The sequence below is a fragment of the Cellulomonas fimi genome (genome assembly GCF_012952065.1).
GTDB lineage: Bacteria > Actinomycetota > Actinomycetes > Actinomycetales > Cellulomonadaceae > Pengzhenrongella > Pengzhenrongella fimi_A.
Genome location: NZ_JABCJJ010000005.1, coordinates 117,780 through 143,440, shown reverse-complemented (window position 1 = coordinate 143,440; position 25,661 = coordinate 117,780). Strand labels below are relative to the sequence as shown.

18 protein-coding genes and 2 tRNA genes are annotated in these 25,661 nt (G+C 72.6%); 17 read left to right on the top strand and 3 right to left on the bottom strand.

Annotation, left to right across the window (positions count from 1 at the left end; all coding sequences use genetic code 11):
- Positions 1 to 306: 306 nt before the first annotated feature.
- Positions 307 to 377 (bottom strand) — tRNA-Gly (locus HIR71_RS05230).
- A gap of 200 nt (positions 378 to 577) precedes the next feature.
- Positions 578 to 1,234 (bottom strand): DUF3105 domain-containing protein, encoded by a 657-nt coding sequence (locus HIR71_RS17365; protein ID WP_169323998.1) that lies wholly within the window; start codon positions 1,232 to 1,234, stop codon positions 578 to 580.
- 190 nt (positions 1,235 to 1,424) lie between these two features.
- Between HIR71_RS17365 and HIR71_RS05220 the strand changes: the two genes are divergently transcribed.
- The 7 genes from HIR71_RS05220 (at position 1,425) to HIR71_RS05190 (ending at position 7,902) form a co-directional block, all read left to right on the top strand.
- A tRNA-Pro gene (locus HIR71_RS05220) sits at positions 1,425 to 1,498 on the top strand.
- A gap of 224 nt (positions 1,499 to 1,722) precedes the next feature.
- Positions 1,723 to 3,147 carry a trigger factor gene (tig, locus tag HIR71_RS05215; RefSeq protein ID WP_169323997.1) on the top strand — a complete coding sequence of 475 codons (1,425 nt, stop codon included), beginning with the start codon at positions 1,723 to 1,725 and terminating at the stop codon, positions 3,145 to 3,147.
- A gap of 161 nt (positions 3,148 to 3,308) precedes the next feature.
- Positions 3,309 to 3,932, top strand: a complete 624-nt coding sequence (locus tag HIR71_RS05210) for an ATP-dependent Clp protease proteolytic subunit (protein WP_311836099.1) — start codon at positions 3,309 to 3,311, stop codon at positions 3,930 to 3,932.
- Between the two features lie 52 nt (positions 3,933 to 3,984).
- Positions 3,985 to 4,674, top strand: a complete 690-nt coding sequence (locus HIR71_RS05205) for an ATP-dependent Clp protease proteolytic subunit (RefSeq protein WP_169323996.1) — start codon at positions 3,985 to 3,987, stop codon at positions 4,672 to 4,674.
- Between the two features lie 217 nt (positions 4,675 to 4,891).
- Positions 4,892 to 6,172 (top strand): ATP-dependent Clp protease ATP-binding subunit ClpX, encoded by a 1,281-nt coding sequence (gene clpX / locus HIR71_RS05200; protein WP_169323995.1) that lies wholly within the window; start codon positions 4,892 to 4,894, stop codon positions 6,170 to 6,172.
- A gap of 4 nt (positions 6,173 to 6,176) precedes the next feature.
- On the top strand, positions 6,177 to 6,482 hold the full coding sequence (locus HIR71_RS05195) for a chorismate mutase (RefSeq protein WP_169323994.1): 306 nt from the start codon (positions 6,177 to 6,179) through the stop codon (positions 6,480 to 6,482).
- A 217-nt stretch (positions 6,483 to 6,699) separates the two neighbouring features.
- Entirely contained in the window at positions 6,700 to 7,902 is a 1,203-nt protein-coding gene (locus HIR71_RS05190) for a baeRF2 domain-containing protein (RefSeq protein ID WP_169323993.1), read from the top strand.
- 133 nt (positions 7,903 to 8,035) lie between these two features.
- Here the strand turns inward: HIR71_RS05190 and valS are convergent, their stop codons facing one another.
- A complete protein-coding gene (valS, locus tag HIR71_RS05185) occupies positions 8,036 to 10,780 on the bottom strand; it encodes a valine--tRNA ligase (RefSeq protein WP_169323992.1) in 2,745 nt (914 codons plus the stop codon).
- A 208-nt stretch (positions 10,781 to 10,988) separates the two neighbouring features.
- Between valS and HIR71_RS05180 the strand changes: the two genes are divergently transcribed.
- The 10 genes from HIR71_RS05180 (at position 10,989) to HIR71_RS05135 (ending at position 25,574) form a co-directional block, all read left to right on the top strand.
- Complete coding sequence (locus tag HIR71_RS05180) at positions 10,989 to 11,993, top strand: TIGR03557 family F420-dependent LLM class oxidoreductase (RefSeq protein WP_169323991.1); 1,005 nt, start codon at positions 10,989 to 10,991, stop codon at positions 11,991 to 11,993.
- A 7-nt stretch (positions 11,994 to 12,000) separates the two neighbouring features.
- Positions 12,001 to 12,807, top strand: coding sequence for a coenzyme F420-0:L-glutamate ligase (locus tag HIR71_RS05175; protein WP_169323990.1), 807 nt, complete (start codon positions 12,001 to 12,003; stop codon positions 12,805 to 12,807).
- Between the two features lie 268 nt (positions 12,808 to 13,075).
- Positions 13,076 to 13,924, top strand: coding sequence for a nitrilase-related carbon-nitrogen hydrolase (locus tag HIR71_RS05170; RefSeq protein WP_169323989.1), 849 nt, complete (start codon positions 13,076 to 13,078; stop codon positions 13,922 to 13,924).
- A gap of 11 nt (positions 13,925 to 13,935) precedes the next feature.
- Positions 13,936 to 15,357: a dihydropyrimidinase gene (gene hydA, locus HIR71_RS05165; RefSeq protein WP_169323988.1), complete on the top strand. Its 1,422-nt coding sequence runs from the start codon at positions 13,936 to 13,938 to the stop codon at positions 15,355 to 15,357.
- An 11-nt stretch (positions 15,358 to 15,368) separates the two neighbouring features.
- The gene (locus HIR71_RS05160; protein WP_169323987.1) at positions 15,369 to 16,439 is read left to right on the top strand and encodes a TIGR03842 family LLM class F420-dependent oxidoreductase; all 1,071 of its coding nucleotides are present in this window, start codon (positions 15,369 to 15,371) and stop codon (positions 16,437 to 16,439) included.
- A gap of 139 nt (positions 16,440 to 16,578) precedes the next feature.
- Positions 16,579 to 17,931: an aspartate aminotransferase family protein gene (locus HIR71_RS05155; protein ID WP_169324043.1), complete on the top strand. Its 1,353-nt coding sequence runs from the start codon at positions 16,579 to 16,581 to the stop codon at positions 17,929 to 17,931.
- A gap of 29 nt (positions 17,932 to 17,960) precedes the next feature.
- Positions 17,961 to 18,728, top strand: a complete 768-nt coding sequence (locus HIR71_RS05150) for an SDR family oxidoreductase (protein WP_169324042.1) — start codon at positions 17,961 to 17,963, stop codon at positions 18,726 to 18,728.
- 84 nt (positions 18,729 to 18,812) lie between these two features.
- Positions 18,813 to 20,384: a CoA-acylating methylmalonate-semialdehyde dehydrogenase gene (locus HIR71_RS05145; RefSeq protein ID WP_169323986.1), complete on the top strand. Its 1,572-nt coding sequence runs from the start codon at positions 18,813 to 18,815 to the stop codon at positions 20,382 to 20,384.
- Between the two features lie 472 nt (positions 20,385 to 20,856).
- The gene (gene ileS, locus HIR71_RS05140; protein ID WP_169323985.1) at positions 20,857 to 24,204 is read left to right on the top strand and encodes an isoleucine--tRNA ligase; all 3,348 of its coding nucleotides are present in this window, start codon (positions 20,857 to 20,859) and stop codon (positions 24,202 to 24,204) included.
- Positions 24,201 to 25,574, top strand: a complete 1,374-nt coding sequence (locus HIR71_RS05135; RefSeq protein WP_169323984.1) for a bifunctional folylpolyglutamate synthase/dihydrofolate synthase — start codon at positions 24,201 to 24,203, stop codon at positions 25,572 to 25,574. Before ileS ends, HIR71_RS05135 begins: the two co-directional genes overlap by 4 nt.
- Positions 25,575 to 25,661: the final 87 nt, after the last annotated feature.

The following is a 25,661-nucleotide window of genomic DNA, read 5'->3' as shown; positions in this document are numbered from 1 at the left end:
CAGGAGGACGAGCGGTGGTCGGGGGTCGCGCACGCGCGGGCGGCGCGCGGGCATGAGGGACCAGCGCTCTAGGGACAGTGACAGCGGGCGGCCCGGCCGAGGGGCGCGCACGTGGGGCGGGGCCGGCGGGCCATCGCGCGTCCTTCCTGGGCGTCAGTGCTGGGTCGAAGCGACCGTAGCCCGTGGGCGCGGCGGGCCGCAACGCGCCTGTGTCGGCCCACCTGCCGCACGGAGGTCGTCACGTCGCCGAGCCGGTCCCAGCCGGAACGCGAAGATGCCCTTCTGACGCGAAGCACTCTCACCAGGAGCGGGTGACGAGAATCGAACTCGCGTAGCCAGTTTGGAAGACTGGGGCTCTACCATTGAGCTACACCCGCGCGCCCGGCTCCGGCCGGACCGGCGACCAGGCTAGCCGACCGCGGGAGCCACGCCGAACGCGGGACGACGATCGCGAACATCCGGACCGTCGTCCCGGCGTCGACCCGCGGTGACGGCTCGCCCGACGCCCGGCGGGCGGGAGCGGGGACGTCGTGCTGCGGGACCTGGAGGTGTGCGGGCTGCTCACGTGCACAAGGTTTCACCCCGGTGTACCGACCCCGCCCGTGCAGACCGCGCCCGGCTCCGGGGTCCCCGGCCCGCGGACGTTCGCCTGGAGGAACACGGCCAGGCGGTCGTCATCCGCCTTGTCGAGCTGGAGCTGCAGACCCCAGGTGCTCGCGACGATCGGCGACGGGAGGCCGTCCCGCGGGCTCACCAGGACGAAGTTGTTGTCGTCCGCGTAGGCCCGCAGGAGCGCGACCTCCGACTCGGGCAGCGCGGGGTCGTGCGTGATCCAGCCTGCTCCGTGCTCGAGCGAGTGCACCGCGTTCTCGTCGGCCACAGGCTCGGCATAGAAGCCGCAGTTCTGCCACACCGACGCGTGGTCGCCGCCGACGGGCGGGTCCTGCGCGTAGTCGACCGGCCCGGTGACGTGGTTCTGCGTGAGGCCCTCGAACGTCTCCAGGCCCTCGATCGGCTGCTCGGCACGCGCGGCGAGCTCGGCCTCCTCTGCCGCGTTCTTGCGCCCCTCGTTGACGACCACGAAGGCCGTGGTGCCCACGAGGCCAAGGACGAGCGCGCCCGCCACCGAACCGACGATCACGTTGCGCTTGCGCTCGGCCTTCTGCTGCTCAGCCTTGATCGCGGCGATCCGGGCCTGACGTTGCGCCTGCTCGGCCTTGCGGTTGGTGCTCACGGTCGGGGTGCTCCTTCAGGGGGGGGCCGTGGGGCGAGGATGCAGCATGAACTCGAACGCTCGAGGAGATGGCCCCGTTCCCGCCGCCGACGACGGCTCGCGAGCCCGGTGCTGGAGTGAGGGTAGGGGAGCCGGCTGGGAACGTGTGCAACGGTCGCCGTCTGTCCGCGCACTAGACTCGCGGTCGTCACGGGATGTGGCGCAGGTTGGTAGCGCGTCCGCTTTGGGAGCGGAAGGTCGTGGGTTCGAATCCCGCCATCCCGACTCGCTCGCCGTCGACGCCCGACAGGCCGGCCCTCGGTACCCGACGCGTTTGGCGTACCATCGACGGGTCGCGCGCACGGTCGCCCATGCCCGTTCGCGCCGCTGCGGACCGGGGGGACGGGCACTCACCGCGCCGTCTCCGTCGCAGCTGCACCACGACAGACCACGAGCACTCCGGCCGGCACCCCCGGCCGAGCCCACCCGAGCAGTTGGAGACCATCGAAGTGAAGAGCGCTGTCGAGACCGTGGACGCCACCAAGGTCAAGCTGACCGTCGAGGTGCCGTACGACGAGCTCAAGCCGAGCATCGACCACGCCTACGCGCACATCGCGGCGCAGGTCACCGTCCCCGGGTTCCGCAAGGGCAAGGTGCCGCCGCGCATCATCGACCAGCGGGTGGGTCGGGGCGCCGTGCTGGAGCACGCGATCAACGACGGCATGTCGTCCTTCTACAGCGCCGCGGTCCGCGAGAACAACCTGCGCCCGCTCGGCCAGCCCGAGATCGAGGTCACGCAGGTCCCCGACCTGGCCGACACGGCGACCGAGCTGCACTTCGTCGCGCAGGTCGAGGTCCGGCCCGAGCTCACGCTGCCCGCGCTCGACTCGCTGACCGTCACGGTGGACGACCTCGAGGTGTCCGACGACGACGTGGCCGGCCGCCTCGACGCCCTGCGCGAGCGCTTCGGCACGCTGGTCGGGGTCGACCGTCCCGCGGGCGAGGGCGACTTCGTCGTGCTCGACCTCGAGGCCAAGGTCGACGGCGAGCAGGTCGACAGCGTCAGCGGCATCAGCTACCAGATCGGCTCGGGCAACATGCTCGAGGGGCTCGACGAGGCGCTCACGGGGCTCTCGGCGGGCGAGACGACGACGTTCACGGCGCCGCTGGCCGGCGGCGAGCGCGAGGGCGAGCAGGCCGACATCACCGTGACGGCGACGACCGTCAAGCAGCGTGACCTGCCTGCCGCCGACGACGACTTCGCGCAGCTCGCGAGCGAGTTCGACACGCTCGACGAGCTCACCGCGGACCTGCGCGAGCAGGCGGCCGGCGCGAAGGGCTCGAACCGGGCGGTCCAGGCGCGCGACCTCCTCGTCGAGCAGCTGCTCGCGCGGGTCGACGTCCCGGTCCCGGCCGGGGTCGTCGAGGCCGAGGTGCACCGGCACCTGGAGTCCGAGGGCCGGCTGGAGGACGACGAGCACCGCGCCGAGGTCACCGAGCAGGCCGCCACCGCGCTCAAGAACCAGATCCTCCTCGACACGCTCGCCGAGCAGCTCGACGTCAAGGTGAACCAGAACGAGCTGCTCGAGTACCTCGTGAGCGCGTCGCGCCAGTACGGCATGGACCCGAACACCTTCATCAAGACGGTCGACGAGCAGGGCCAGGTGCCCGCGATGGTCGCCGAGGTGGCCCGTTCCAAGGCGATCGCCGTCGCGCTGCGGCGCGTGGCGGTCACCGACGGCGCGGGCGACGCCGTCGACCTCAGCGAGTACATCGGCTCGGACGCCGACGACGCGGCCGTGGACACCTCGGACGTCGTCTTCGACGACGAGGGTGCGCAGGGGGCCGACGAGGCTTCGTCGGCAGACGAGGCTGCGCCCGCCGCCGGCGAGCCCGCCGCGGAGCCCGCCGACGAGGGCACGGACAAGGTCTGACCCGAGCGGGCGGCACGCCCCGCGACCCGCTGCGCCGTCAGCGAAAAGGCCCCGACGCGGGACCTTCTCGCTGACGGCGTCGCGTTAGGGTCACTGGACACGCGAGGTCCTGGTCGCGCGACGACGGGACCGGCGCACGCAGTCAGAACGAGGGAGCCTTGGTGAACGAGCAGATGCCGATGATCGCGCGGGCCGACGGTCCGGGCCTGGGACTCAGCGACCACATCTACAACCGGCTCCTCAAGGAGCGAATCATCTGGCTCGGGTCGGAGGTCCGCGACGAGAACGCGAACGCGATCTGCGCCCAGATGCTGCTCCTCGCGGCGGAGGACCCGGACAAGGACATCTTCCTGTACATCAACTCGCCCGGCGGCTCGATCACGGCCGGCATGGCGATCTACGACACCATGAAGTTCATCAAGCCCGACGTCGCGACGGTCGCGATGGGCATGGCGGCCTCGATGGGGCAGTTCCTGCTCTCCTCGGGCACCAAGGGCAAGCGGTACGCCACCCCTCACGCCCGCGTGATGATGCACCAGCCCTCGGGCGGTATCGGCGGCACGGCCACGGACGTCCGGATCAACGCCCAGCTGATCCTGCACATGAAGACGGTCCTCGCGGAGCTCATCGCCGAGCAGACCGGCAAGAGCGTCGAGCAGATCCACACCGACTCGGACCGGGACCGCTGGTTCACCGCGCCCGAGGCCCTCGAGTACGGGTTCGTCGACCACGTCGTCGCGCACGCCGGCTCGGTCACGGGTGGCGGCGGCACGACCGGCTCCTGACGCCGCCGGCACCGCACCGCGCCAGCCCTTTGCACAAGAACGAGGAGATCCCGTGAGCATCGAGTCGCAGTACCTCTCCAGCGCCGCCCGCCTCGCCGGCGGCCGCGCGCTGCCCTACGGTGCGCCCGCGAACCGGTACGTCCTGCCCCAGTTCGAGGAGCGCACGGCGTACGGCTTCAAGCGCCAGGACCCGTACACCAAGCTCTTCGAGGACCGGATCATCTTCCTGGGCGTCCAGGTCGACGACGCGTCGGCGGACGACGTGATGGCCCAGCTCCTGGTGCTCGAGAGCACCGACCCGGACCGCGACATCATCCTGTACATCAACTCGCCGGGCGGCTCGTTCACGGCCATGACGGCGATCTACGACACGATGCAGTACATCAAGCCGCAGATCCAGACCGTGTGCCTCGGGCAGGCCGCCTCGGCCGCCGCCGTGCTGCTCGGCGCCGGGACGCCCGGCAAGCGGCTCGCGCTTCCGAACGCCCGTGTGCTGATCCACCAGCCTGCGATGGAGGGCGGCGGCTACGCCCAGGCCTCCGACATCGAGATCCACGCCAACGAGCTGATCCGTATGCGCGAGTGGCTCGAGGAGACCCTGGCCCAGCACTCCGGCCGGACGGTCGAGCAGGTCCGCCAGGACATCGAGCGGGACAAGATCCTCACGGCCGCCGAGGCGATGGAGTACGGCTTGGTCGACCAGGTGCTCGCGAGCCGCAAGGTCGTGACCGCACCCGTCTGATCAGGCGACCGGGGCCGCGACCGCGCACGCCGGGGGTGGCGCCCCGCGGGACATGACGGGCACCCAGGCATACTCGGTGCCCGCCACCCGGGTGTTGATGCTGACACCGGACCGCGGGTGGTGTGCAATGGGAAGAGCGCGTCCGCCTGCGGGCGGGCCGCTCGCACGAGGTATCTCGTCCCCGGCAGGGCGGACGAACCGAAGGAAGGGGACGGCAGTGGCTCGCATCGGGGACGGCGCCGACCTCCTGAAGTGCTCGTTCTGCGGCAAGTCCCAGAAGCAGGTCAAGAAGCTGATCGCCGGCCCGGGCGTCTACATCTGCGACGAGTGCATCGACCTCTGCAACGAGATCATCGAGGAGGAGCTGGCCGAGACCTCCGAGGTCGGGTTGGTCGAGCTGCCGAAGCCGAAGGAGATCTTCGACTTCCTCGAGCAGTACGTCATCGGGCAGGAGCCGGCGAAAAGGTCGCTCGCGGTCGCCGTCTACAACCACTACAAGCGGATCCAGGCCGGTGAGTCCACCCGCGCCGGAGCGGACAGCGACGCCGTCGAGATCGCGAAGTCGAACATCCTGCTGATCGGCCCGACCGGCTGCGGCAAGACGTACCTGGCGCAGACCCTCGCCAAGATGCTGAACGTCCCGTTCGCCATCGCGGACGCGACGGCGCTCACCGAGGCCGGCTACGTCGGCGAGGACGTCGAGAACATCCTCCTCAAGCTCATCCAGGCCGCGGACTACGACGTGAAGAAGGCCGAGACGGGGATCATCTACATCGACGAGGTCGACAAGATCGCCCGCAAGAGCGAGAACCCGTCGATCACGCGGGACGTCTCCGGCGAGGGCGTGCAGCAGGCGCTGCTCAAGATCCTCGAGGGCACGACGGCGTCGGTGCCCCCGCAGGGCGGTCGCAAGCACCCGCACCAGGAGTTCATCCAGATCGACACGACGAACGTGCTGTTCATCGTGGCCGGTGCCTTCGCCGGGCTGGACGAGATCATCACGTCGCGCGCCGGTCGTCGCGGGATCGGGTTCGGCGCGCCGCTGCACTCCGCGGACGATACCGACGTCTTCGGTGAGGTCATGCCCGAGGACCTGCTCAAGTTCGGGCTGATCCCGGAGTTCATCGGCCGCGTGCCGGTCATCACGACGGTGTCGCCGCTCGACCGCGAGGCCCTGGTGCGGATCCTCACGGAGCCGCGGAACGCCCTCGTCAAGCAGTACCAGCGGATGTTCCAGATCGACGGCGTCGAGCTCGAGTTCAACCAGGACGCCGTCGACGCGATCGCGGACCAGGCGCTGCTCCGCGGCACGGGCGCACGCGGTCTGCGGGCCATCATGGAGGAGGTCCTCCAGCAGGTGATGTTCGAGGTCCCGAGCCGCGACGACGTCGCCCGGGTGCTCATCACGCGCGAGGTCGTGCTCGAGAACGTCAACCCGACCCTGGTGCCGCGCGAGACGCCGGCCCCGACGAAGCGGCCACGCGAGAAGAGCGCCTGACCGCGTGACCGCCGTCGGACCGGGGATCCCACCGGAGCTCGCCTCGCTGCGTCAGAGCATCGACAACATCGACGCCGCGCTCGTGCACCTGCTCGCCGAGCGGTTCAAGTGCACCCAGCGCGTCGGGCACCTCAAGGCGTCGCAGGGGCTTCCGCCGTCCGACCCGGCCCGTGAGGCGCAGCAGATCGAGCGGCTGCGGACCCTGGCGCACGACGCCGGGCTCGACCCGGTCTTCGCGGAGAAGTTCCTCGGGTTCATCGTCGAGGAGGTCATCCGGCACCACGAGGAGATCGCGAGCGCGCGGTCCTGACGGCACGTGCGGCCCGGGCGGAGAGCGCCACTCGTCGCCCCAGCGGCCGGGCGCCGGCCCGGACAACCGACGCAAGTCGCCTCCATCGGGGCGGGATCGGGTCCGGAGACCGGACCAGGGGTGGCACCCGCACCCCGGGTGGAGCACTGTGGACAGGTCACACCCGGCCCCGCCCGTGGCGTGGGCCGGATCACCCGTCGACCCGGAGGCGTTGCCCATGAAGCTCGACTGGCTCAAGCCACTTCTCGGACGAACCGGCCCGTTCACCACCGTCTACCTCGATGCGACACGGGCCGACCCAGCGGGTGCCACGGAGGTGCAGGACCGCTGGAAGGGGCTGCGCCGGGAGCTGGAACGGCAGGGCGCACCGTCGCGCCTGCTCGACGAGCTCGGTGACCGGATCGACCGCCCGACCCGCGTGGCCGCGCCGCACGGACGGGTCCTCATCGCGGATGCCGAGGGCGTCCGCGTCGACCGGGTGCTCGCCGAACCGCCGGCGCAGGACATGGGCGTGCACGGCCCGGTCCCCGCGCTCCTGCCCGCGGCACGCGCCGCGGACGAGACGGTCGACCACCTCCTGGTCGTCGTCGACCGGGTCGGCGCCGACCTGTACTGGAGCGACGACTCGGGTCGGCTCGCCGGCGGATTGCACGAGGTGGTCGAGGGCGACCACGACGAGATCCGCAAGGTCCGCACGGGCGACGGCTGGCACCACCGGCGCAGCCAGATGCGTGCCGAGGACTCGTGGGAGCGCAACGCCGAGACGGTCGCCGCCGACATCGACCGCCAGATCCGCGAGCGGACGCCCGAGCTGATCATCCTCACCGGTGACGTGCGCGCGGTGCCGCTGCTCCACCAGGCGCTCGGGCACAAGGCGAAGGAGCTGGTGGTCGAGGTGCCGGGCGGCTCGCGCGCCGACGGGGTGAAGCAGGACTCGTTCGACGAGCGCGTTCGCGCCACCCTGGACGCCTACCGGGCCCGCCGCCGCGAGGAGGTGCTCGACCGGTTCCGGCTCGAGCAGGGTCGCGGTGAGGCGGCCGTGACCCAGCTCGACGACGTGATCGCGGTGCTGGGACGCGGCCAGGTCGCGGAGCTCGTGCTGCTCGAGTCGGTCGCGACCCCCACGTCGCCGCTCGCCGAGCGCACGGTCTGGGTCGGCCCGGACCCGCTCCAGATCGCCGGGAGCCGTTCGGACCTCGCGGCGATGGGCGTCGACGACGGCGCGCGCGAGCTGCGCGCTGACATCGGTCTCGTCCGGGCGGCGCTCGGGCAGGACGCCGGGCTCACGTTCGCGGTCGACGGCAGCGTCGACCTGATCGACGGGGTCGGGGCTGTGCTGCGCTGGCACGACTCGGCGACCCCGAGCGAGGCCGTGCTCTCCCAGTCGGCCGACCGGGGCCGGGTCCGCGACGTCGTCTGACCACCCGAACCGTCGCTCCACCACGCGACGTCCGAGCGCTGACCTCCGGTCGGAGGTCAGCGCTCGGACGTCAACGCTCGGACGTCAGCGGGTTCTGAGGGCGTGCGGCGAGGGATCGCGTGGGCAGGGGAGGTCAGCCGGCCGCCGGACCCTCCGGCGCCTTCGGCTCCGCGGGCACGAGGTCCGCGAGCCGGACCTCGATCGTCTCGGCGCCCTCGGGCGCCGCGACCAGCGACAGCTCTCCGGTGACCCGGCCCGCCGCACGCACGTCGCTCTCCGCGCTCGTGACGGCCGCGACCGCGTCCGCCGGGACCACGAGCTCGGCGCGCGAGATCTCCGTGCGCATCGAGACCTTGGCCTCCGACTTCACCTTCCGCAGTGCGGCCAGCGCAGCGCCGGCGGCCGCGAGCAGCCCGGGGTCGGCGTCGCCGGCCGCGGCCCGCAGCCCGTCGGAGGTCGGCCACGGCGCACGATGGACCGAGCCCTCCTTCCACCACGACCACACCTCCTCGGTCGCGAACGGCAGCACCGGGGCGAACAGGCGCAGGAGCGTCTCGAGCGCGAGGCCGAGCGCCGCGCGCGCCGAGGCCGTCGCCGCGGAGAGCTCGACCGCACCGGCGCCGTAGGCGCGGTCCTTGACCAGCTCGAGGTAGTCGTCGCAGAACGACCAGAAGAAGGTCTCGGTGGCCTCGAGCGCGCGCGGCGTCTCGTACGACTCGAACGCCGCGGTCGACCGCTCGACGACGTCCGCCAGACCCGCGAGCATCGCACGGTCGAGCGGCTCGGTCACGAGTGCCGGGTCGATCGCCAGGCCGTCGTCGCCACCGAACGACAGCGCGAACTTGCTCGCGTTGAGGACCTTGATCGCGAGCCGCCGGCCGATCTTCATCTGGCCGACCTCGAAGGCCGCGTCGGTCCCCAGGCGCGCGGACGCGGCCCAGTAGCGCACGGCGTCGGTCCCGTGCTCCTCGAGCAGGCCCCGCGGGGTGACGACGTTGCCCTTCGACTTGGACATCTTCTTGCGGTCGGGGTCGAGGATCCACCCGCTCAGTGCGGCGTTGCCCCACGGGAGCGAGCCGTGCTCGAGGTGCGCGCGCAGCACGGTCGAGAACAGCCACGTGCGGATGATGTCGTGGCCCTGCGGGCGCAGGTCCATCGGGAACACCCGCGCGAAGAGGTCGGGGTCGGTGCGCCAGCCGCCCGCGATGTGCGGGGTCAGCGAGCTCGTGGCCCACGTGTCCATCACGTCAGGGTCGCCCACGAAGCCGCCCGCGACGCCGCGCTGCTCGGCCGTGTACCCGGGCGGCACGTCCGCCGAGGGGTCCACCGGGAGCTGGTCCTCGGTGGGGAGGATCGGGGCGTCGTGGTCGACCTCGCCGTCGGCGTCGACCGGGTACCACACCGGGAACGGCACGCCGAAGAAGCGCTGGCGGGAGATGAGCCAGTCACCGTTGAGCCCACCCACCCAGTTCTCGTACCGGACCCGCATGAAGTCCGGGTGGAAGGCCAGCTCCTTGCCACGGGCGAGCAGCTCGTCGCGCAGTCCCGCGTCGCGCCCGCCGTTGCGGATGTACCACTGCCGTGAGGTCACGATCTCGAGCGGCTTGTCGCCCCGCTCGTAGAAGTTCGCCTTGCGCTGCGTCGAGACCGGCTCGCCGTCGAGGTCCCCGCTCGCACGCAGGGCGTCGACGACGGCGGCGCGGGCGGAGAACGTCGTCTTGCCGGCGAGCTGGGGCCAGAGCCCCGCGGCCGACGGCGAGGCGCCTGCCTCGGCCGTCAGCCAGGCGGGCGTCTCGCGCACGAGGCGCCCGTCGCGGCCGATGACCGAGCGCGTCGGCAGCTGCAGCTCGCGCCACCACTGCACGTCGGTGAGGTCGCCGAAGGTGCAGCACATCGCGATGCCCGCACCCTTGTCGGGCTCGGCGAGCGGGTGCGCGAGGACGGGCACCTCGACGCCGAACAGCGGCGACCGGACCGTGGTCCCGAACAGATGCTGGTAGCGCTCGTCGTCGGGGTGCGCGACGAGCGCGACGACGGCGGGGATGAGCTCGGGCCGCGTGGTCTCGATGACCACGGGCGCAGCCGCCCCGCCCGCCGCACCGTCACCGCCCGCAGTGCCCGACGCCGGGTGGAAGGCCACGCGGTGGAACGCGCCCGGGTAGTCACGCGCCTCGAGCTCGGCCTGCGCGACTGCGGTCTGGAAGGTCACGTCCCACAGGCCCGGCGCCTCGGCCTGGTACGCCTCGCCGCGCGCGAGGTTGCGCAGGAACGCCTGCTGGGCGACGGCCCGGGACTCGGCGGAGATGGTCTGGTAGTGGTGGTCCCAGTCGACCGAGAGGCCGAGGTACCGGAAGAGCGACTCGAACTCCCGCTCGTCCTCGATCGTGAGCCGCTCGCACAGCTCGATGAAGTTCCGGCGCGAGACGGGGAGCTGGTCGGCCGCCTTGCCGCTCTTGCCGTCGCCCCCCACCTGCGGAGGGGTGAGGTCGGGGTCGTAGGGGAGCGACGGGTCGCAGCGCACCCCGAAGTAGTTCTGCACCCGGCGCTCGGTCGGCAGGCCGTTGTCGTCCCAGCCCATCGGGTAGAACACCTCGCGGCCGGACATCCGCCGGTAGCGCGCGTCGACGTCGGTGTGCGTGAACGAGAAGACGTGGCCGACGTGCAGCGAGCCCGAGACGGTCGGGGGCGGGGTGTCGATCGAGTACACCCGCGCGCGCGAAGCCGTCCGGTCGAACGAGTACGTCCGGTCCGCGGTCCAGGCGGCGTTCCAGCGGTCCTCGAGCCCGTCGAGGGAGACCTTGTCGGGAACCCGCGAGGCGGCTGACCCGGCCTGGTCGCTCGCTGCGGGGGAGGAGGTGGTCGGCTGGTCGTCGCTCATAGCGGCCGATTCTCCCAGACGCACGGCGGCCCCCGCGCACGCACCCAGGGTCCACCAGGGTTCACGCGAGGAACGGTGGGCGTCCGGGCGCCGGAGCTCGGCACCCGGTCTCGTCCGAGCGACGTCCCAACCCTGGCCCGTCCCGCGTAGGGTCGGGCCAGGGGTCACGGCGCGCGGCGTGCCGTGGCGAACGACGAGGTGGGAGCGCATGGGCACCGGACTGACCATCGGCTACGCGGCGATGCTCGAGCAGTTCCACCCGACCGAGGTCCTCGAGCTGGCGGCGTACGCCGAGGAGCGCGGCTTCTCCGGCGTGATGGCGGCCGACCACTTCCAGCCGTGGGTGCCCGCGCAGGGGCAGTCGGCGTTCGTGTGGAACGTGCTCGCCGCGCTCGGCGAGCGGACGCGCGGCGACCTCGGCCCGGGCGTCACGGCGCCGACGTTCCGCTGGCACCCCGCGATGGTCGCCCAGGCGTCGGCGACGCTCGCCGCGATGTACCCGGGGCGGCACTGGCTCGGGCTCGGCTCCGGCGAGGCGCTCAACGAGCACGTCGTGGCCGGGTACTGGCCCGAGGCGCCCGAGCGGATCCACCGCATGTTCGAGGCGATCGACCTCATCAAGAAGCTGTTCGCGGCATCGATCGCGGGCAAGGACGTCAAGCACTCGGGGCAGTTCTTCACGCTCGAGTCGACGCGCCTGTGGACCATGCCCGACGTCGCGCCCGAGATCCTCGTCGCGACGGCCGGCCCCGTGACGGCCAAGCGCGCCGGCCGGGCCGCGGACGGGCTGATCACCGTGGGCGCCCCGCTCGAGAAGATCTCGGGCCTGTTCGCCAAGTTCGACGACGGCGCGCGCGAGGCAGGCAAGGACCCCGCCACGATGCCGAAGGTGCTCCAGCTGCACCTCTCGTGGGCCGAGACGGACGAGCAGGCGCTCGCCAACGCGATGCACGAGTGGCCCAACGGCGGCATGAAGTTCCCGAAGGCCGACATCCGCTCGCCGTTCGACTTCGAGCAGATGGCCAAGCTCGTGCGCCCCGAGGACTTCGAGGGCCGGATGGTCATCTCCGCGGACCCCGACGAGCACCGGGCCTACATCCAGAAGTTCGTGGACCTCGGCTTCGACCGCATCTACCTGCACAACGTGGGGCGCAACCAGCGCGAGTGGATCGACACCTTCGCCCGCGACGTCCTTCCGCGCCTGAGCCGGTGACGTCGCGGTGAGCGCCGCCTTCTCCGTGACCGCGCCCGGGGGCATCCCCGAGGTGGCCCCGGGGGACGACCTGGTGGAGCTGCTCGTGCCTGTCCTCGCGCGTCTGGACCTTCCCGGGCCCGACGGCGGAGCACCCGGCCCGACGGCGCTCGCGGACGGCGACGTCGTCGTCGTCACCAGCAAGGTGGTCTCCAAGGCCGAGGGCCGCGTCGTCGCGGCCGCGGACCGCGAGCAGGCGATCACCGACGAGACGGTCCGCGTCGTGGCGACACGCGAGCACGCCGGGGGAGTCACCCGCATCGTCGAGAACCGCCTCGGCCTGGTGATGGCGGCCGCGGGCGTCGACGCGAGCAACACGCCCGAAGGCACCGTCCTGCTCCTGCCGGTGGACCCCGACGCGTCGGCCCGCGCGCTGCGGGCGGGGCTGCGCGAGCGGCTCGGGGTGTGCGTCGGCGTCGTCGTCACGGACACGGCCGGTCGCCCGTGGCGGCACGGCCAGACGGACCTCGCGATCGGTGCCGCGGGGATCACCGTCCTCGAGGACCTGCGCGGCGGCACGGACTCGCACGGTCGGCCGCTCGAGGTCACGATGACCGCGGTGGCCGACGAGATCGCGGCGGCGGCCGAGCTCGTCAAGGGCAAGGTCGCGGGGCGGCCGGTCGCGGTGGTCCGCGGGCTCGGCCACCTCGTGACGGACGACGACGGACCGGGGGCGTGCGCTCTCGTCCGCCGGGGCGCGGACGACATGTTCGCGTTGGGCAGCGCCGAGGCCTACGCCCAGGGCTGGAAGGCCGCCGCGGCCGCACGCGGCTGAGGGGCGCCTACGCGAGGCGCGCCACGGCGTCGTCGACCAGCAGCGTGAGCGTCGAACCCGGGCACGACCACGACGGGTGGGATCACGGTCTCGGCGCTGCCCGCCGCATACCGCATACCCGGACCTCACGGAACGACCGGCGCGGGCGAGGTCCGCCCGAACGTGGTCGCCCGACCCCTGGTCAGGGAGGGCGTGCCCAGCCATAGTGGGCCGATCGGCAGAACCGACCGCGACCGTGACCCGGACGCAGACCGGAGGGGCGAGGCACATGACCGTCGTACGCGCAGCACTGACCCAGACCACCTGGACCGGCGACAAGGAGTCGATGATCAAGGTGCACGAGGAGTTCGTGCGCGACGCCGCCGCCCAGGGCGCCCAGGTGATCTGCTTCCAGGAGCTCTTCTACGGGCCGTACTTCGGCGCGGTCCAGGACCCGAAGTACTTCGAGTACGCGGAGTCGGTGCCCGGGCCGACGGTCGAGCGGTTCCAGGCGCTCGCGCGCGAGCACCGCATCGTGATCGTCGTGCCGCTGTACGAGGAGGAGCAGCCGGGCGTGCTCTACAACACCGCGGCGGTCGTCGACGCGGACGGCAGCTACCTCGGCAAGTACCGCAAGACCCACATCCCGCAGCTGCCCCACTTCTTCGAGAAGTTCTACTTCCGCCCGGGGAACCTGGGCTGGCCGGTGTTCGACACCGCCGCCGGGAGGATCGGGGTCAACATCTGCTACGACCGGCACTTCCCCGAGGGTTGGCGCGCCCTGGGTCTCGCGGGCGCCGAGCTCGTCTTCAACCCCTCAGCCACCGCTCCCGGCATCTCCAACCGGCTCTGGGAGCTCGAGCAGCCCGCCGCCGCGATCGCGAACGGGTACTTCATCGGGGCGAACAACCGCATCGGCACCGAGTCGGAGGAGTTCGGCGGCGAGGCGGTGACGTTCTACGGCAGCTCGTACTTCGTCAGCCCGACCGGCAACTACGTCGGCGAGGTCGCGAGCAAGGACCGCTCCGAGCTGGTGGTCCGCGACCTCGACCTCGAGGAGCTGCGGCGCGTCCGCGAGACCTGGCAGTTCTACCGCGACCGGAGGCCGGACGCCTACGGCCCGCTCGTGGCGCCGTAGGGGGCCGCGCGATGACCACCACCCTCATCACCGGCGGCACCGTCGTCAACGCGACCGGGCGCGCCCGCGCCGACGTGCTGGTCGACGGCGAGACGATCGCGGCGCTGGTCGCCCCGGGGTTCACCGCCCTGGGCGCCGACCTCGCGGCCGGCGTCGACCGCGTGATCGACGCGACCGGCAAGTACGTCATCCCGGGCGGCGTCGACGCGCACACGCACATGGAGCTGCCGTTCGGCGGCACCTTCGCGTCCGACACGTTCGAGACCGGCACCGCCGCGGCCGCGTGGGGCGGCACGACCACGATCATCGACTTCGCCGTGCAGCGGCAGGGCGAGCGCGTCCTCGACGGGCTCGCGGCGTGGCACGAGAAGGCGGCCGGGCGCTGCGCGATCGACTACGCGTTCCACCAGATCGTCGGCGGCGTGGACGACGACTCCCTCAAGGCGATGGACGAGCTCGTCACCGAGGGCGTCACGAGCATCAAGCTGTTCATGGCGTACCCGGGCGTCTTCTACTCGACCGACGACCAGATCCTGCGCGCGATGCAGAAGGCGGCCGACAACGGGTCCGTCGTCATGATGCACGCCGAGAACGGGCCCGCGATCGACACCCTCGTGGCCCAGCACCTGGCCCGCGGCGAGACGAGCCCGTACTTCCACGGCGTCTCGCGCCCGTGGCAGCTCGAGGAGGAGGCCACGCACCGCGCGATCATGCTGGCCGACCTCACGGGCGCGCCGCTCTACGTCGTCCACGTCTCGGCGAAGCAGGCCATCGCGCAGGTCGCCGCGGCGCGGAACCTCGGCAAGAACGTCTTCGCCGAGACGTGCCCGCAGTACCTCTACCTCTCGCTCGAGGAGCAGCTCGGCGCGCCGGGCTTCGAGGGCGCGAAGTGGGTCTGCTCGACGCCGCTGCGTTCGCGGGCCGAGGGGCACCAGGAGGAGCTGTGGCGCGCGCTGCGCACGAACGACGCCCAGGTCGTCTCGACCGACCACTGCCCGTTCTGCATGAAGGACCAGAAGGAGCTGGGGCTCGGGGACTTCTCGAAGATCCCCAACGGCATCGGCGGCGTCGAGCACCGCATGGACCTGCTGTACCAGGGCGTCGTCGACGGGCGGATCTCGCTCGAGCGCTGGGTCGAGCTCTGCTGCACGACGCCGGCCCGGATGTTCGGTCTGCACGGCACCAAGGGGGTCCTGGCCCCCGGGGCCGACGCCGACGTCGTCGTCTACGACCCCGCGGGCCGCACCAGCATCGGGCTCGGCAAGACGCACCACATGAACATGGACCACTCCGCGTGGGAGGGCTTCGAGATCGACGGGCATGTCGACACGGTGCTGTCGCGCGGCACGGTCGTGATCGACGGCGGGCAGTTCCACGGCCGCGCCGGCCACGGCCGGTACGTGCCTCGTGGCCTGTCCCAGTACCTGCTCTGAGGGGAGCCCGCATGGATCTCGGCGTCGTCCTGCAGACCAATCCGCCCGCCGCCCGCACGATCGAGCTCGCGCGGCTCGCCGAGACCCAGGGGTTCAGCCACGTCTGGACGTTCGACTCCCACCTGCTCTGGCAGGAGCCGTTCGTCATCTACTCGCAGATCCTCGCCGCGACGCGCAAGGTCACGGTGGGTCCGATGGTGACGAACCCCGCGACGCGGGACTGGACGGTGACGGCCTCGCTGTTCGCGACGCTCAACGAGATGTTCGGCAACCGGACGATCTGCGGCATCGGGCGCGGCGACTCCGCGGTCCGGGTCCTCAACGGGAAGCCGACGAGCCTCGCGACGCTGCGCGAGTCGATCCACGTGATCCGGGAGCTGGCGAACAGCCGCCCCGTGGAGGTCAACGGCGTCGAGCTGCGCTTCCCGTGGAGCGAGGGGTCGCGCCTCGACGTGTGGGTCGCGGCCTACGGCCCGCTCGCGCTGCGGCTGGCCGGCGAGGTGGGCGACGGCTTCATCCTGCAGCTCGCGGACCCCGACATCGCCGCGTGGACGATCCGGGTGGTGCGCGAGGCGGCCGAACGGGCAGGGCGCGACCCCGCGGCCGTCCGGTTCTGCGTCGCGGCGCCCATGTACGTCGGGGCGGACACGCCGTCGTCGCGCGCCCACATGCGCGACCAGTGCCGCTGGTTCGGCGGCATGGTCGGCAACCACGTCGCCGACATCGTCGCGCGGTACGGGGCCGACGCCGCGGCCGGGATCCCGCGGGCCCTCACCGACTACATCGCGGGCCGGCAGGGCTACGACTACAACCAGCACGGTCGCGCGGGCAACACGCACGCCGAGTTCGTGCCCGACGAGATCGTCGACCGGTTCTGCCTGCTCGGGACCGCGGCCCAGCACGTCGAGCGTCTCGAGGAGCTGCGCGCGCTCGGCGTCGACCAGTTCGCCGGCTACCTCCAGCACGACAACAAGGAGGAGACGCTCCGCGTGTACGGCGAGACGGTGATCCCCGCCGTCCGGCGCCCGCCCGTCGCGCTGGTCGCCCCCGACCCGCAGCCGTCCGCCGTCGTGCCGGGCTGAGCCCGGTGGCGCGCCGACGGCCCCAGCGCGGCACGGAGCGCGCGCCATCGGGCAGGATCGACGCCAGCGGCGTCGCGCGAGCGACGGCCCTCCTCCGGCGCCTGGGGACAGGCCTGAGCACAGTGATGGGTTGAGCACAGTGACACAGCAGACCGGGACCGAGCAGACCGGCCCCTCCTCCCGCACCGCCGACGGCGAGCTCGCGCTCGAGCTCGACCGCGCCCACGTCTTCCACTCCTGGTCCGCCCAGGCGACGCTCGCCCCGCTCGCGGTCGCCGGTGGGCTCGGGTGCGAGGTCTGGGACTTCGACGGCACCACCTACCTGGACTTCTCGAGCCAGCTGGTCAACGTGAACATCGGCCACCGGCACCCCGCCGTGGTCGCGGCGATCCAGGAGCAGGCCGACGTCCTGCCGACGGTCGCGCCCGCGAACGCGGACCTCGCCCGCGGGCTCGCCGCGCGGGCGATCGTGGGTCACGCGCCGGGCGGGATGTCGAAGGTCTTCTTCACCAACGGCGGCGCCGACGCCAACGAGAACGCGCTGCGCATGGCACGCCTGCACACGGGACGCGACAAGGTGCTCTCGACCTACCGCTCGTACCACGGCAACACCGGCGCGGCGATCGTCGCGACGGGGGACTGGCGCCGCATCCCGAACGAGTACGCGCGCGGCCACGTGCACTTCTTCGGGCCGTACCCCTACCGCTCGGAGTTCTGGTCGACCAGCGCGGAGCAGGAGACCGAGCGCGCCCTGCACCACCTCGAGCGCGTCATCCAGGCCGAGGGGCCGGGGTCGATCGCCGCGATCCTCCTCGAGACCGTGGTCGGCACCGCCGGGGTGCTCGTGCCGCCGCCCGGGTACCTGCCGGGCGTGCGCGAGATCGCCGACCGCTACGGGATCGTCCTGGTCCTCGACGAGGTGATGGCGGGGTTCGGCCGGGCCGGCTCGTGGTTCGCGTTCGACCGGTTCGACGTGCGGCCCGACCTCATCACGTTCGCCAAGGGGGTCAACTCGGGGTACGTCCCGGTCGGCGGCGTGATCCTCTCGGACGAGATCGCCGCCACGTTCGACGAGCGGGTGTTCCCGGGCGGGCTGACGTACTCCGGGCACCCGCTCGCGATGGCGTCGATCGTCGCGGCGCTCGCGGCCATGGAGTCGGAGGGGATCGTGGCCAACGCGGCCCGGATCGGCGCGGAGGTCCTCGGGCCGGGGCTGCGCGACCTCGCCGAGCGCCACCCGATGATCGGCGAGGTGCGGGGGCTGGGCGTGTTCTGGGCCCTCGAGCTCGTCGCCGACCGCGCGACCCGCGAGCCGGTCCCGGCCGCGGTCATGGGGCAGCTCAAGTCCGAGCTCATGGCGCGACGGCTGCTGCCGTTCCTCGCGGAGAACCGGATCCACGTCGTGCCGCCGTGCGTCGTGACCGACGACGAGGTCGGCCGTGCGCTGGCCGTCTACGACGAGGCCCTCTCGGTCGTCGAGGCGGGCCTGTGACGGCCGCGCAGCCGTCGGTTCCTGCCGAGGTGTCGTCGCGGACGGGAGGGTTCGAGCGTCTCCGCGCCGTGGTGACGGGGGCGTCGTCGGGCATCGGGGCCGCCACGGTGCGCGGCCTGGTCGCCGCCGGCTGGGACGTCGTCGCGGTGGCCCGGCGCGCGGACCGGCTCGCCGCGCTCGCGGCCGAGACGGGCGCCACACCGCTCGTCGCCGACGTGACGTCCGACGACGACGTCGCGCGGCTGGTCGCCGAGGTGACGGCGGCCGGGCCTGTGCACGCTCTGGTCAACGGCGCGGGCGGAGCGATCGGGGCGGACCCGGTGGCGAGCGGCAGCGTCGAGGACTGGCGCGCGATGCTCGAGCTCAACGTGCTCGGCACGCTGCGCGTCACGCAGAGGCTGCTCCCGGCGCTGCGGGCGAGCGGGCGCGGCGACGTCCTCGTGATCACCTCGACCGCCGCACTCGGCACCTACCCGGGCGGCGGCGGCTACGTCGCGGCCAAGCACGCCGAGCGGCAGATCGCCACGACGCTGCGCCTCGAGCTGATCGGCGAGCCGGTCCGCGTCATCGAGATCGCGCCCGGCATGGTGCGCACCGACGAGTTCTCGCTCAAGCGCTTCGGCGGCGACGCCGCGGCCGCCGAGGCGGTCTACGCGGGCGTCGACGCGCCGCTGACGGCGCAGGACGTGGCCGACACGATCGTCTGGGCCCTCACCCGACCGCACCACGTGAACGTCGACCTCCTCGTGCTCCGGCCGCGTGCGCAGGTCTCGAACACCCAGGTGGCCCGGGCGTAGCCTCGGGTCCAGCGCGCGGCACCGACCCCGCTGCGGACGGCACTCCCGCTCACCACCCGCTCACCTCCGACGAAGGCGACCACCATGAGCACCGCGATCTCGACCACCCCCGGTACCGACGAGCGCTCGGGCGACGGCGGCGTCGCCCCCGTGCTGATCCCGCACTGGATCGGCGGCCGAGCGGTGCCGCCGGCCGACGGCGCGCCCACGGCCGCCGTGACCAACCCGGCGACCGGGCGCGTCTCGGGCCGCGTCCCGCTGGGCACCGCGGCCGACGTCGACGCCGCGGTCGCCGCGGCCCGCACCGCGTTCCCGGCGTGGCGCGACACCGCGCTCAGCAGGCGCGGGCAGGTGCTCTTCGCGTTCCGTGAGCTCCTCAACGCGCGCAAGGAGGAGCTCGCCGCGATCCTCACGGCCGAGCACGGCAAGGTCCTGTCCGACGCGCTCGGCGAGGTGTCCCGCGGGCTCGAGGTGGTCGAGTTCGCGTGCGGCATCCCGCACCTGCTCAAGGGCGGGTTCACCGAGAACGCCTCGACGCGCGTCGACGTCTACTCGATCCGCCAGCCCCTCGGCGTCGTGGGCATCATCAGCCCGTTCAACTTCCCGGCGATGGTGCCCATGTGGTTCTTCCCGATCGCGATCGCGGCGGGGAACACCGTCGTGCTCAAGCCGAGCGAGAAGGACCCGTCGGCGTCGGTCTGGATCGCCGAGCTGTGGCGGGAGGCCGGCCTGCCCGACGGCGTCTTCAACGTGGTGCACGGCGCCAAGGAGTCGGTCGACGCGCTGCTCGACCACCCCGACGTCGCATCGATCTCGTTCGTCGGCTCGACCCCGATCGCCCGGTACGTCTACGAGCGCGGCACGGCGGCGGGCAAGCGGGTGCAGGCGCTCGGCGGCGCCAAGAACCACCTGCTCGTGCTGCCCGACGCCGACCTCGACCTCGCGGCGGACGCCGCGGTGAACGCCGGGTTCGGGTCGGCGGGGGAGCGGTGCATGGCGATCTCGGCGCTCGTGGTCGTCGAGCCGGTCGCCGACGAGCTCGTCGGGAAGATCCGCGACCGGATGGGACGCCTGCGGACCGGGGACGGCGCGGCCGTGCGCGACGGCGTCGGCGCCGACATGGGTCCGCTCGTGACGCGCGAGCACCGCGACAAGGTCGCCGGCTTCGTCGCGGCGGGCGAGGCGGAGGGCGCCGACCTCGTGGTCGACGGTCGCGGCGTCGAGCCCGACGGCGAGGCGGACGGCTTCTGGCTCGGCCCGACGCTCTTCGACCGGGTCACGCCCGCGATGTCGATCTACCAGCAGGAGATCTTCGGCCCCGTGCTGTCGGTGGTGCGGGTCGAGTCGTACGACGACGGCCTGCACCTGATCAACGCGAACCCGTACGGCAACGGCACGGCGATCTTCACCAACGACGGCGGCGCCGCCCGGCGGTTCCAGAACGAGGTCGAGGTCGGCATGATCGGCGTGAACGTGCCGATCCCCGTGCCGATGGCGTACTACTCGTTCGGCGGGTGGAAGAGCTCGCTGTTCGGCGACTCGCACGCGCACGGGATGGAGGGCGTGCACTTCTTCACGCGCGGCAAGGTCGTGACGTCGCGGTGGCTCGACCCGAGCCACGGCGGGATCAACCTGGGGTTCCCGCAGAACCACTGACCCGGGGTGGACGGCGCGCGCGAATGGTCGGGCGGCCGTCGCGGGGACGCGCGCGGATGCCCATGCTGCTCGGGTTGAGGGGCCGAGGCGCAGCGAGTCGCAGCGAGGGGCGCAGCGCGTTCGCGGGCGCCTCGGCCGCGACGACCCCCGTGCCGGCTCCGGCCGCAGGCTCGCACGCGGGGTAGCATGACCGCACAGGCGTCGACCCGGACATCACCGGCGAGCCTCCGGAAGAACAGGCCTCGGCGCCGGCGCACACGTCGGCACCGCAGCCCCACTAGAACCGGACGGGTGGCCCGTCACAGCCGGTCGAGTGGTCGTCGCATACGCACCGGGCCAGCCCCCAGGGCTCCGGGGCCGAGCGGCGGCAAGCGGGGTGGTACCGCGGCAGGCGGCGCGCGACGCGCACGGCCTGTCGTCCTCGTGGCCCAGACGCGACGACACCCGACGTACCGACCAGGAGCCAGGCACCATGGCGTACCCCCTGCACCGACCCACGGACCCGACGCGCGACGACGACGTCGTCGCCCCCGTCACCGCGTCGCCGGACCTCCCGGCGCTCGAGAAGGACGTGCTCGCGTACTGGGCGGCGGACGGGACCTTCCAGGCCTCGATCGACAACAGGCCCGCCGGCGAGAACGGCGCCAACGAGTTCGTGTTCTACGACGGTCCGCCGTTCGCCAACGGGCTGCCGCACTACGGCCACCTGCTCACGGGGTACGCCAAGGACGTCGTCGGCCGGTACCAGACCCAGCGCGGGCACCGGGTCGAGCGCCGGTTCGGCTGGGACACGCACGGCCTCCCGGCCGAGCTCGAGGCGGAGCGGATCCTCGGCTTCGCGGACAAGTCGCAGATCGACGAGATGGGCATCGCCGCGTTCAACGAGGTGTGCCGCACCTCGGTGCTCCGGTACACCGACGAGTGGCGCGCGTACGTGACCCGGCAGGCGCGGTGGGTCGACTTCGACAACGACTACAAGACCCTCGACCTGACGTACATGGAGTCGGTCATCTGGGCCTTCAAGCAGCTCTACGACAAGGGTCTGGCCTACGAGGGCTACCGCGTCCTGCCGTACTGCTGGCGCGACGAGACGCCGCTGTCCAACCACGAGCTCCGCATGGACGACGACGTGTACCAGTCACGTCAGGACCCGGCGCTCACGGTCGGGGTCCGGCTCGAGACGGGCGAGCTGGCGCTGCTCTGGACCACGACGCCGTGGACGCTGCCCTCCAACCTGGCCGTCGCCGTCGGGCCCGAGATCGAGTACGTCGTCGTCGCCCCGGGCGACGCCAGCGCCTGGGCGGGCGAGCGGGTCGTGATCGCGTCGTCGCGGCTCGCGTCCTACGCGCGGGAGCTGGGCGAGGACGCCACGGTCCTCGAGAGGCTGCCGGGCACGGCGCTCGCGGGGCGCCGGTACACGCCGGTCTTCCCGTACTTCGCCGGCCGCGACCCCCAGGCCCACCAGGTGCTCGTCGCCGACTTCGTGACCACCGAGGACGGCACCGGGCTCGTGCACCTCGCCCCGGCCTTCGGCGAGGACGACATGGCGGTGTGCGGCGCGGCGGGGATCGCGACGGTCGTGCCGGTCGACGCCAAGGGCCGGTTCACGAGCGAGGTCGCGGACTACGCCGGTCAGCAGGTCTTCGAGGCGAACAAGGCGATCATCGCCGACCTCAAGGCGGGCACGGGACCGCTCGCCGCCACGCCCGCGGACCGGCGCGCCGTCGTCGTCCGCCACGAGACGTACGAGCACTCCTACCCGCACTGCTGGCGGTGCCGGAACCCGTTGATCTACCGCGCGGTCTCGAGCTGGTTCGTGCGCGTCTCGGAGTTCCGTGACCGCATGGTCGACCTCAACGAGCAGATCACGTGGGTGCCCGACCACATCAAGGAGGGGCAGTTCGGCAAGTGGCTCGCGGGGGCGCGCGACTGGTCGATCTCGCGCAACCGGTACTGGGGTACGCCGATCCCGGTGTGGGTCAGCGACGACCCGGCGCACCCGCGCATCGACGTCTACGGCTCGGTCGCCGAGCTCGAGGCGGACTTCGGGGTCGAGGTGACGGACCTGCACCGGCCGTTCATCGACGACCTCACGCGGCCGAACCCCGACGACCCGACCGGCGCCTCGACGATGCGCCGGATCCCCGACGTGCTCGACGTGTGGTTCGACTCGGGCTCGATGCCGTACGCCCAGGCGCACTACCCGTTCGAGAACCGCGAGTGGTTCACCCGCCACTACCCGGGCGACTTCATCACGGAGTACATCGGGCAGACGCGCGGCTGGTTCTACACGCTGCACGTCCTCGCGACGGCGCTGTTCGACCGGCCGGCGTTCCGGACGGCCGTGTCCCACGGCATCGTGCTCGGCTCAGACGGCCGCAAGATGAGCAAGTCGCTGCGCAACTACCCGGACGTCAGCGAGGTCTTCGAGCGCGACGGCTCGGACGCGATGCGCTGGTTCCTCATGGCCTCGCCGATCCTGCGCGGCGGCAACCTCGTCGTGACGGAGGAGGGCATCCGCGAGAACGTCCGCCAGGTCCTGCTCCCGCTGTGGAGCACGTGGTACTTCTTCGCGCTGTACGCGGGCGCCGCCCGGGGCGGCGAGGGCCTGGCGGCGCGCCGCGTGACGGCCGACGACGTCGCGGGGCTGGCGACGATGGACCGGTACCTCCTCGCACGGACCCGGGACCTCGTGACGACCGTGACCGCCCAGCTCGACGCGTACGACGTGCCGGGCGCGTGCGAGAGCGTGCGCGAGCACCTCGACGTGCTGACCAACTGGTACGTCCGCACGTCGCGGCAGAGGTTCTGGGACGAGGACGAGGCCGCGTTCAACACCCTGTGGACCGCGCTCGAGGTCCTCACGCGCGTGATGGCGCCGCTCGCCCCGCTGCTGACCGAGGAGGTCTGGCGCGGGCTGACCGGCGGGCGGAGCGTCCACCTCACCGACTGGCCGACGGCGGACGAGCTGCCGTCGCTCGTCGACGACGCCCGTGCCGGGAGCCGGCCGGGCGAGGCCGAGCTGGTGGCCGCGATGGACACGGTGCGCGCGGTCTGCTCGGTGGGGCTCGGGCTGCGCAAGGCGAACGGTCTGCGCGTGCGTCAGCCGCTGCGCGAGCTGCGCGTCGCGGTCCCGTCCCCGGCCCGCCTGGCCGGGCTCACGGGGCTGATCCAGGCGGAGCTCAACGTCCGGCGCGTCGAGCTGCTCGACGTGGCGGACGCCGGCGCGTCCGAGTACGGCGTCTCGAGCCGGCTGACCGTGAACGCGCGCGCGGCGGGCCCGCGGCTCGGCCGCGGCGTCCAGGACGTCATCCGCGCCGCCAAGGCGGGCGACTGGGAGCAGACGGCCGACGGCGCGGTGGTGGTCCGGACCGCCGGCGGCGACGTGGCGCTGCTCGAGCCCGAGTACGAGCTGCGCACGGTGGTGGCCGAGCGCGAGGGTGACGAGATCGCCGCCGCGGTGCTGCCGGGCTCGGGGTTCGTGGTGCTCGACATCGGCCTCGACGACGAGCTGCGGGCCGAGGGGTACGCGCGCGACGTCGTGCGTGCGGTCCAGGACGCCCGCAAGGCCGCCGGGTTGCACGTCGCCGACCGCATCCGGCTGTCGCTCGGCGTCCCGACGCCGTGGCAGGAGGCCGTCGAGCGGCACCGCGAGCTCGTCGCGCACGAGACGCTCGCGGTCGAGGTGGTGGTCGACGCGGTGGCGGGTGACGAGCTCACCGTCCGGGTCGAGCGGGTCGAGCGGGTCGAGCGGGTCGCGCGGGATGCGCGGGACGAGCGGGCTGACCGGGCCGCTGCCGACGGGCGGACCGGCGCGTGAGCCGGGCCGACCGCGACCGGCGCGACGCCGAGCGGGCTGCCGACGAGGCGGCGCGCGAGGTCTACCAGGGCATCCTGGCGCGCGCGCCCGAGCACGACTTCGAACCCACCCTGGACCGCGTGCTCGCGGTGTGCGAGCTGCTCGGCGACCCGCAGCGGAGCTTCCGCACGATCCACGTCACGGGGACCAACGGCAAGACGTCCACCGCGCGGATGGTCGAACGGCTCGTGCGCGAGCACGGGCTGCGGACCGGCCGGTTCACCAGCCCCCACCTGACGAGCGTGCGCGAGCGCATCGCGATCGACGGCGAGCCGATCAGCGCCGAGCGCTTCGTCGAGCTGTGGCAGGACGTCGCCCCGCTGGTGCACCTCGTCGACACGCGCTCGGCGGCCGAGGCCGGCCCGCGGATGAGCTTCTTCGAGGTGCTCACCGTCATGGCCCTCGCGGCCTTCGCGGACGCGCCGGTCGACGTCGCGATCGTCGAGGTCGGCATGGGCGGCCGCTGGGACGCGACGAACGTCGTCGACGGCGACGTGGCGGTGCTCACGCCGGTCGCGCTCGACCACGAGCGCTGGCTCGGCTACGACCTCGCGTCGATCGCGGGGGAGAAGGCGGGGATCATCAAGGACGGCGCGACCGTGGTGCTCGCGCAGCAGCCCGACGACGTCGAGGGCGTGGTCCTCGCGGCGGCGGCCGCCCGGGGTGCTCGGGTCGTGCGCGAGGGCGTGGACATCCACGTCGAGTCCCGCAGCGTGGCCGTGGGCGGGCAGCTGCTCTCGCTGCGCGGCCTCGGCGGGCTCTACACGGAGGTGTTCCTGCCGCTCCACGGCGCGCACCAGGCGCACAACGCGCTCCTCGCGCTCGTGGCGACCGAGTCGCTGCTGACCGGGGGAGCCGCGCTCGACGGCGCCGTCGTCGAGGCCGCGTTCGGCGGTGCGACCTCGCCCGGTCGGCTCGAGGTCGTCCGCTCGAGCCCGACGATCCTCGTGGACGCCGCGCACAACCCGGCCGGCATCGAGGCGCTCGTCGAGGGCATCGAGGAGGCCTTCGAGATCACGCGACTCGTCGGCGTGGTCGGGGTGCTCGAGGACAAGGACGCCGAGCAGGTGCTCGCCGGCCTCGAGCCGCTGCTCGCCGAGGTGGTGGTGACCCGCTCGTCCTCGACCCGCTCGCTCGCGGTCGACGACCTGGCGCAGGTCGCCATCGAGGTCTTCGGCGAGGACCGGGTGCACCAGGTCGAGCGGCTCGACGCGGCGCTCGACCTCGCCGTCGAGCTGGCCGAGGGCGCCCAGCAGCACGGCGCGGGCGTCCTGGTGACCGGTTCGGTCACGATGGTCGCGGACGTGCGCATCCTGCTCGGCCGGGACTGATCCCTGGACAGCTGTCCGTCTCTTGACGTGCCGCCGCCGCGTGAGTTGGGTGAGCAGCACAGGTGTTGCTCCACCGCTGCGTGACCC

What these genes read in the sequence shown, in the direction of transcription:
- HIR71_RS05190 (WP_169323993.1), top strand. Translation starts at nt 6,700, where the DNA reads ATGAAGCTCGACTGGCTCAAGCCACTTCTCGGACGAACCGGCCCGTTC.
- valS (WP_169323992.1), bottom strand. Translation starts at nt 10,780, where the DNA reads ATGAGCGACGACCAGCCGACCACCTCCTCCCCCGCAGCGAGCGACCAG.
- HIR71_RS05180 (WP_169323991.1), top strand. Translation starts at nt 10,989, where the DNA reads ATGGGCACCGGACTGACCATCGGCTACGCGGCGATGCTCGAGCAGTTC.
- HIR71_RS05170 (WP_169323989.1), top strand. Translation starts at nt 13,076, where the DNA reads ATGACCGTCGTACGCGCAGCACTGACCCAGACCACCTGGACCGGCGAC.
- hydA (WP_169323988.1), top strand. Translation starts at nt 13,936, where the DNA reads ATGACCACCACCCTCATCACCGGCGGCACCGTCGTCAACGCGACCGGG.
- HIR71_RS05160 (WP_169323987.1), top strand. Translation starts at nt 15,369, where the DNA reads ATGGATCTCGGCGTCGTCCTGCAGACCAATCCGCCCGCCGCCCGCACG.
- HIR71_RS05145 (WP_169323986.1), top strand. Translation starts at nt 18,813, where the DNA reads ATGAGCACCGCGATCTCGACCACCCCCGGTACCGACGAGCGCTCGGGC.
- ileS (WP_169323985.1), top strand. Translation starts at nt 20,857, where the DNA reads ATGGCGTACCCCCTGCACCGACCCACGGACCCGACGCGCGACGACGAC.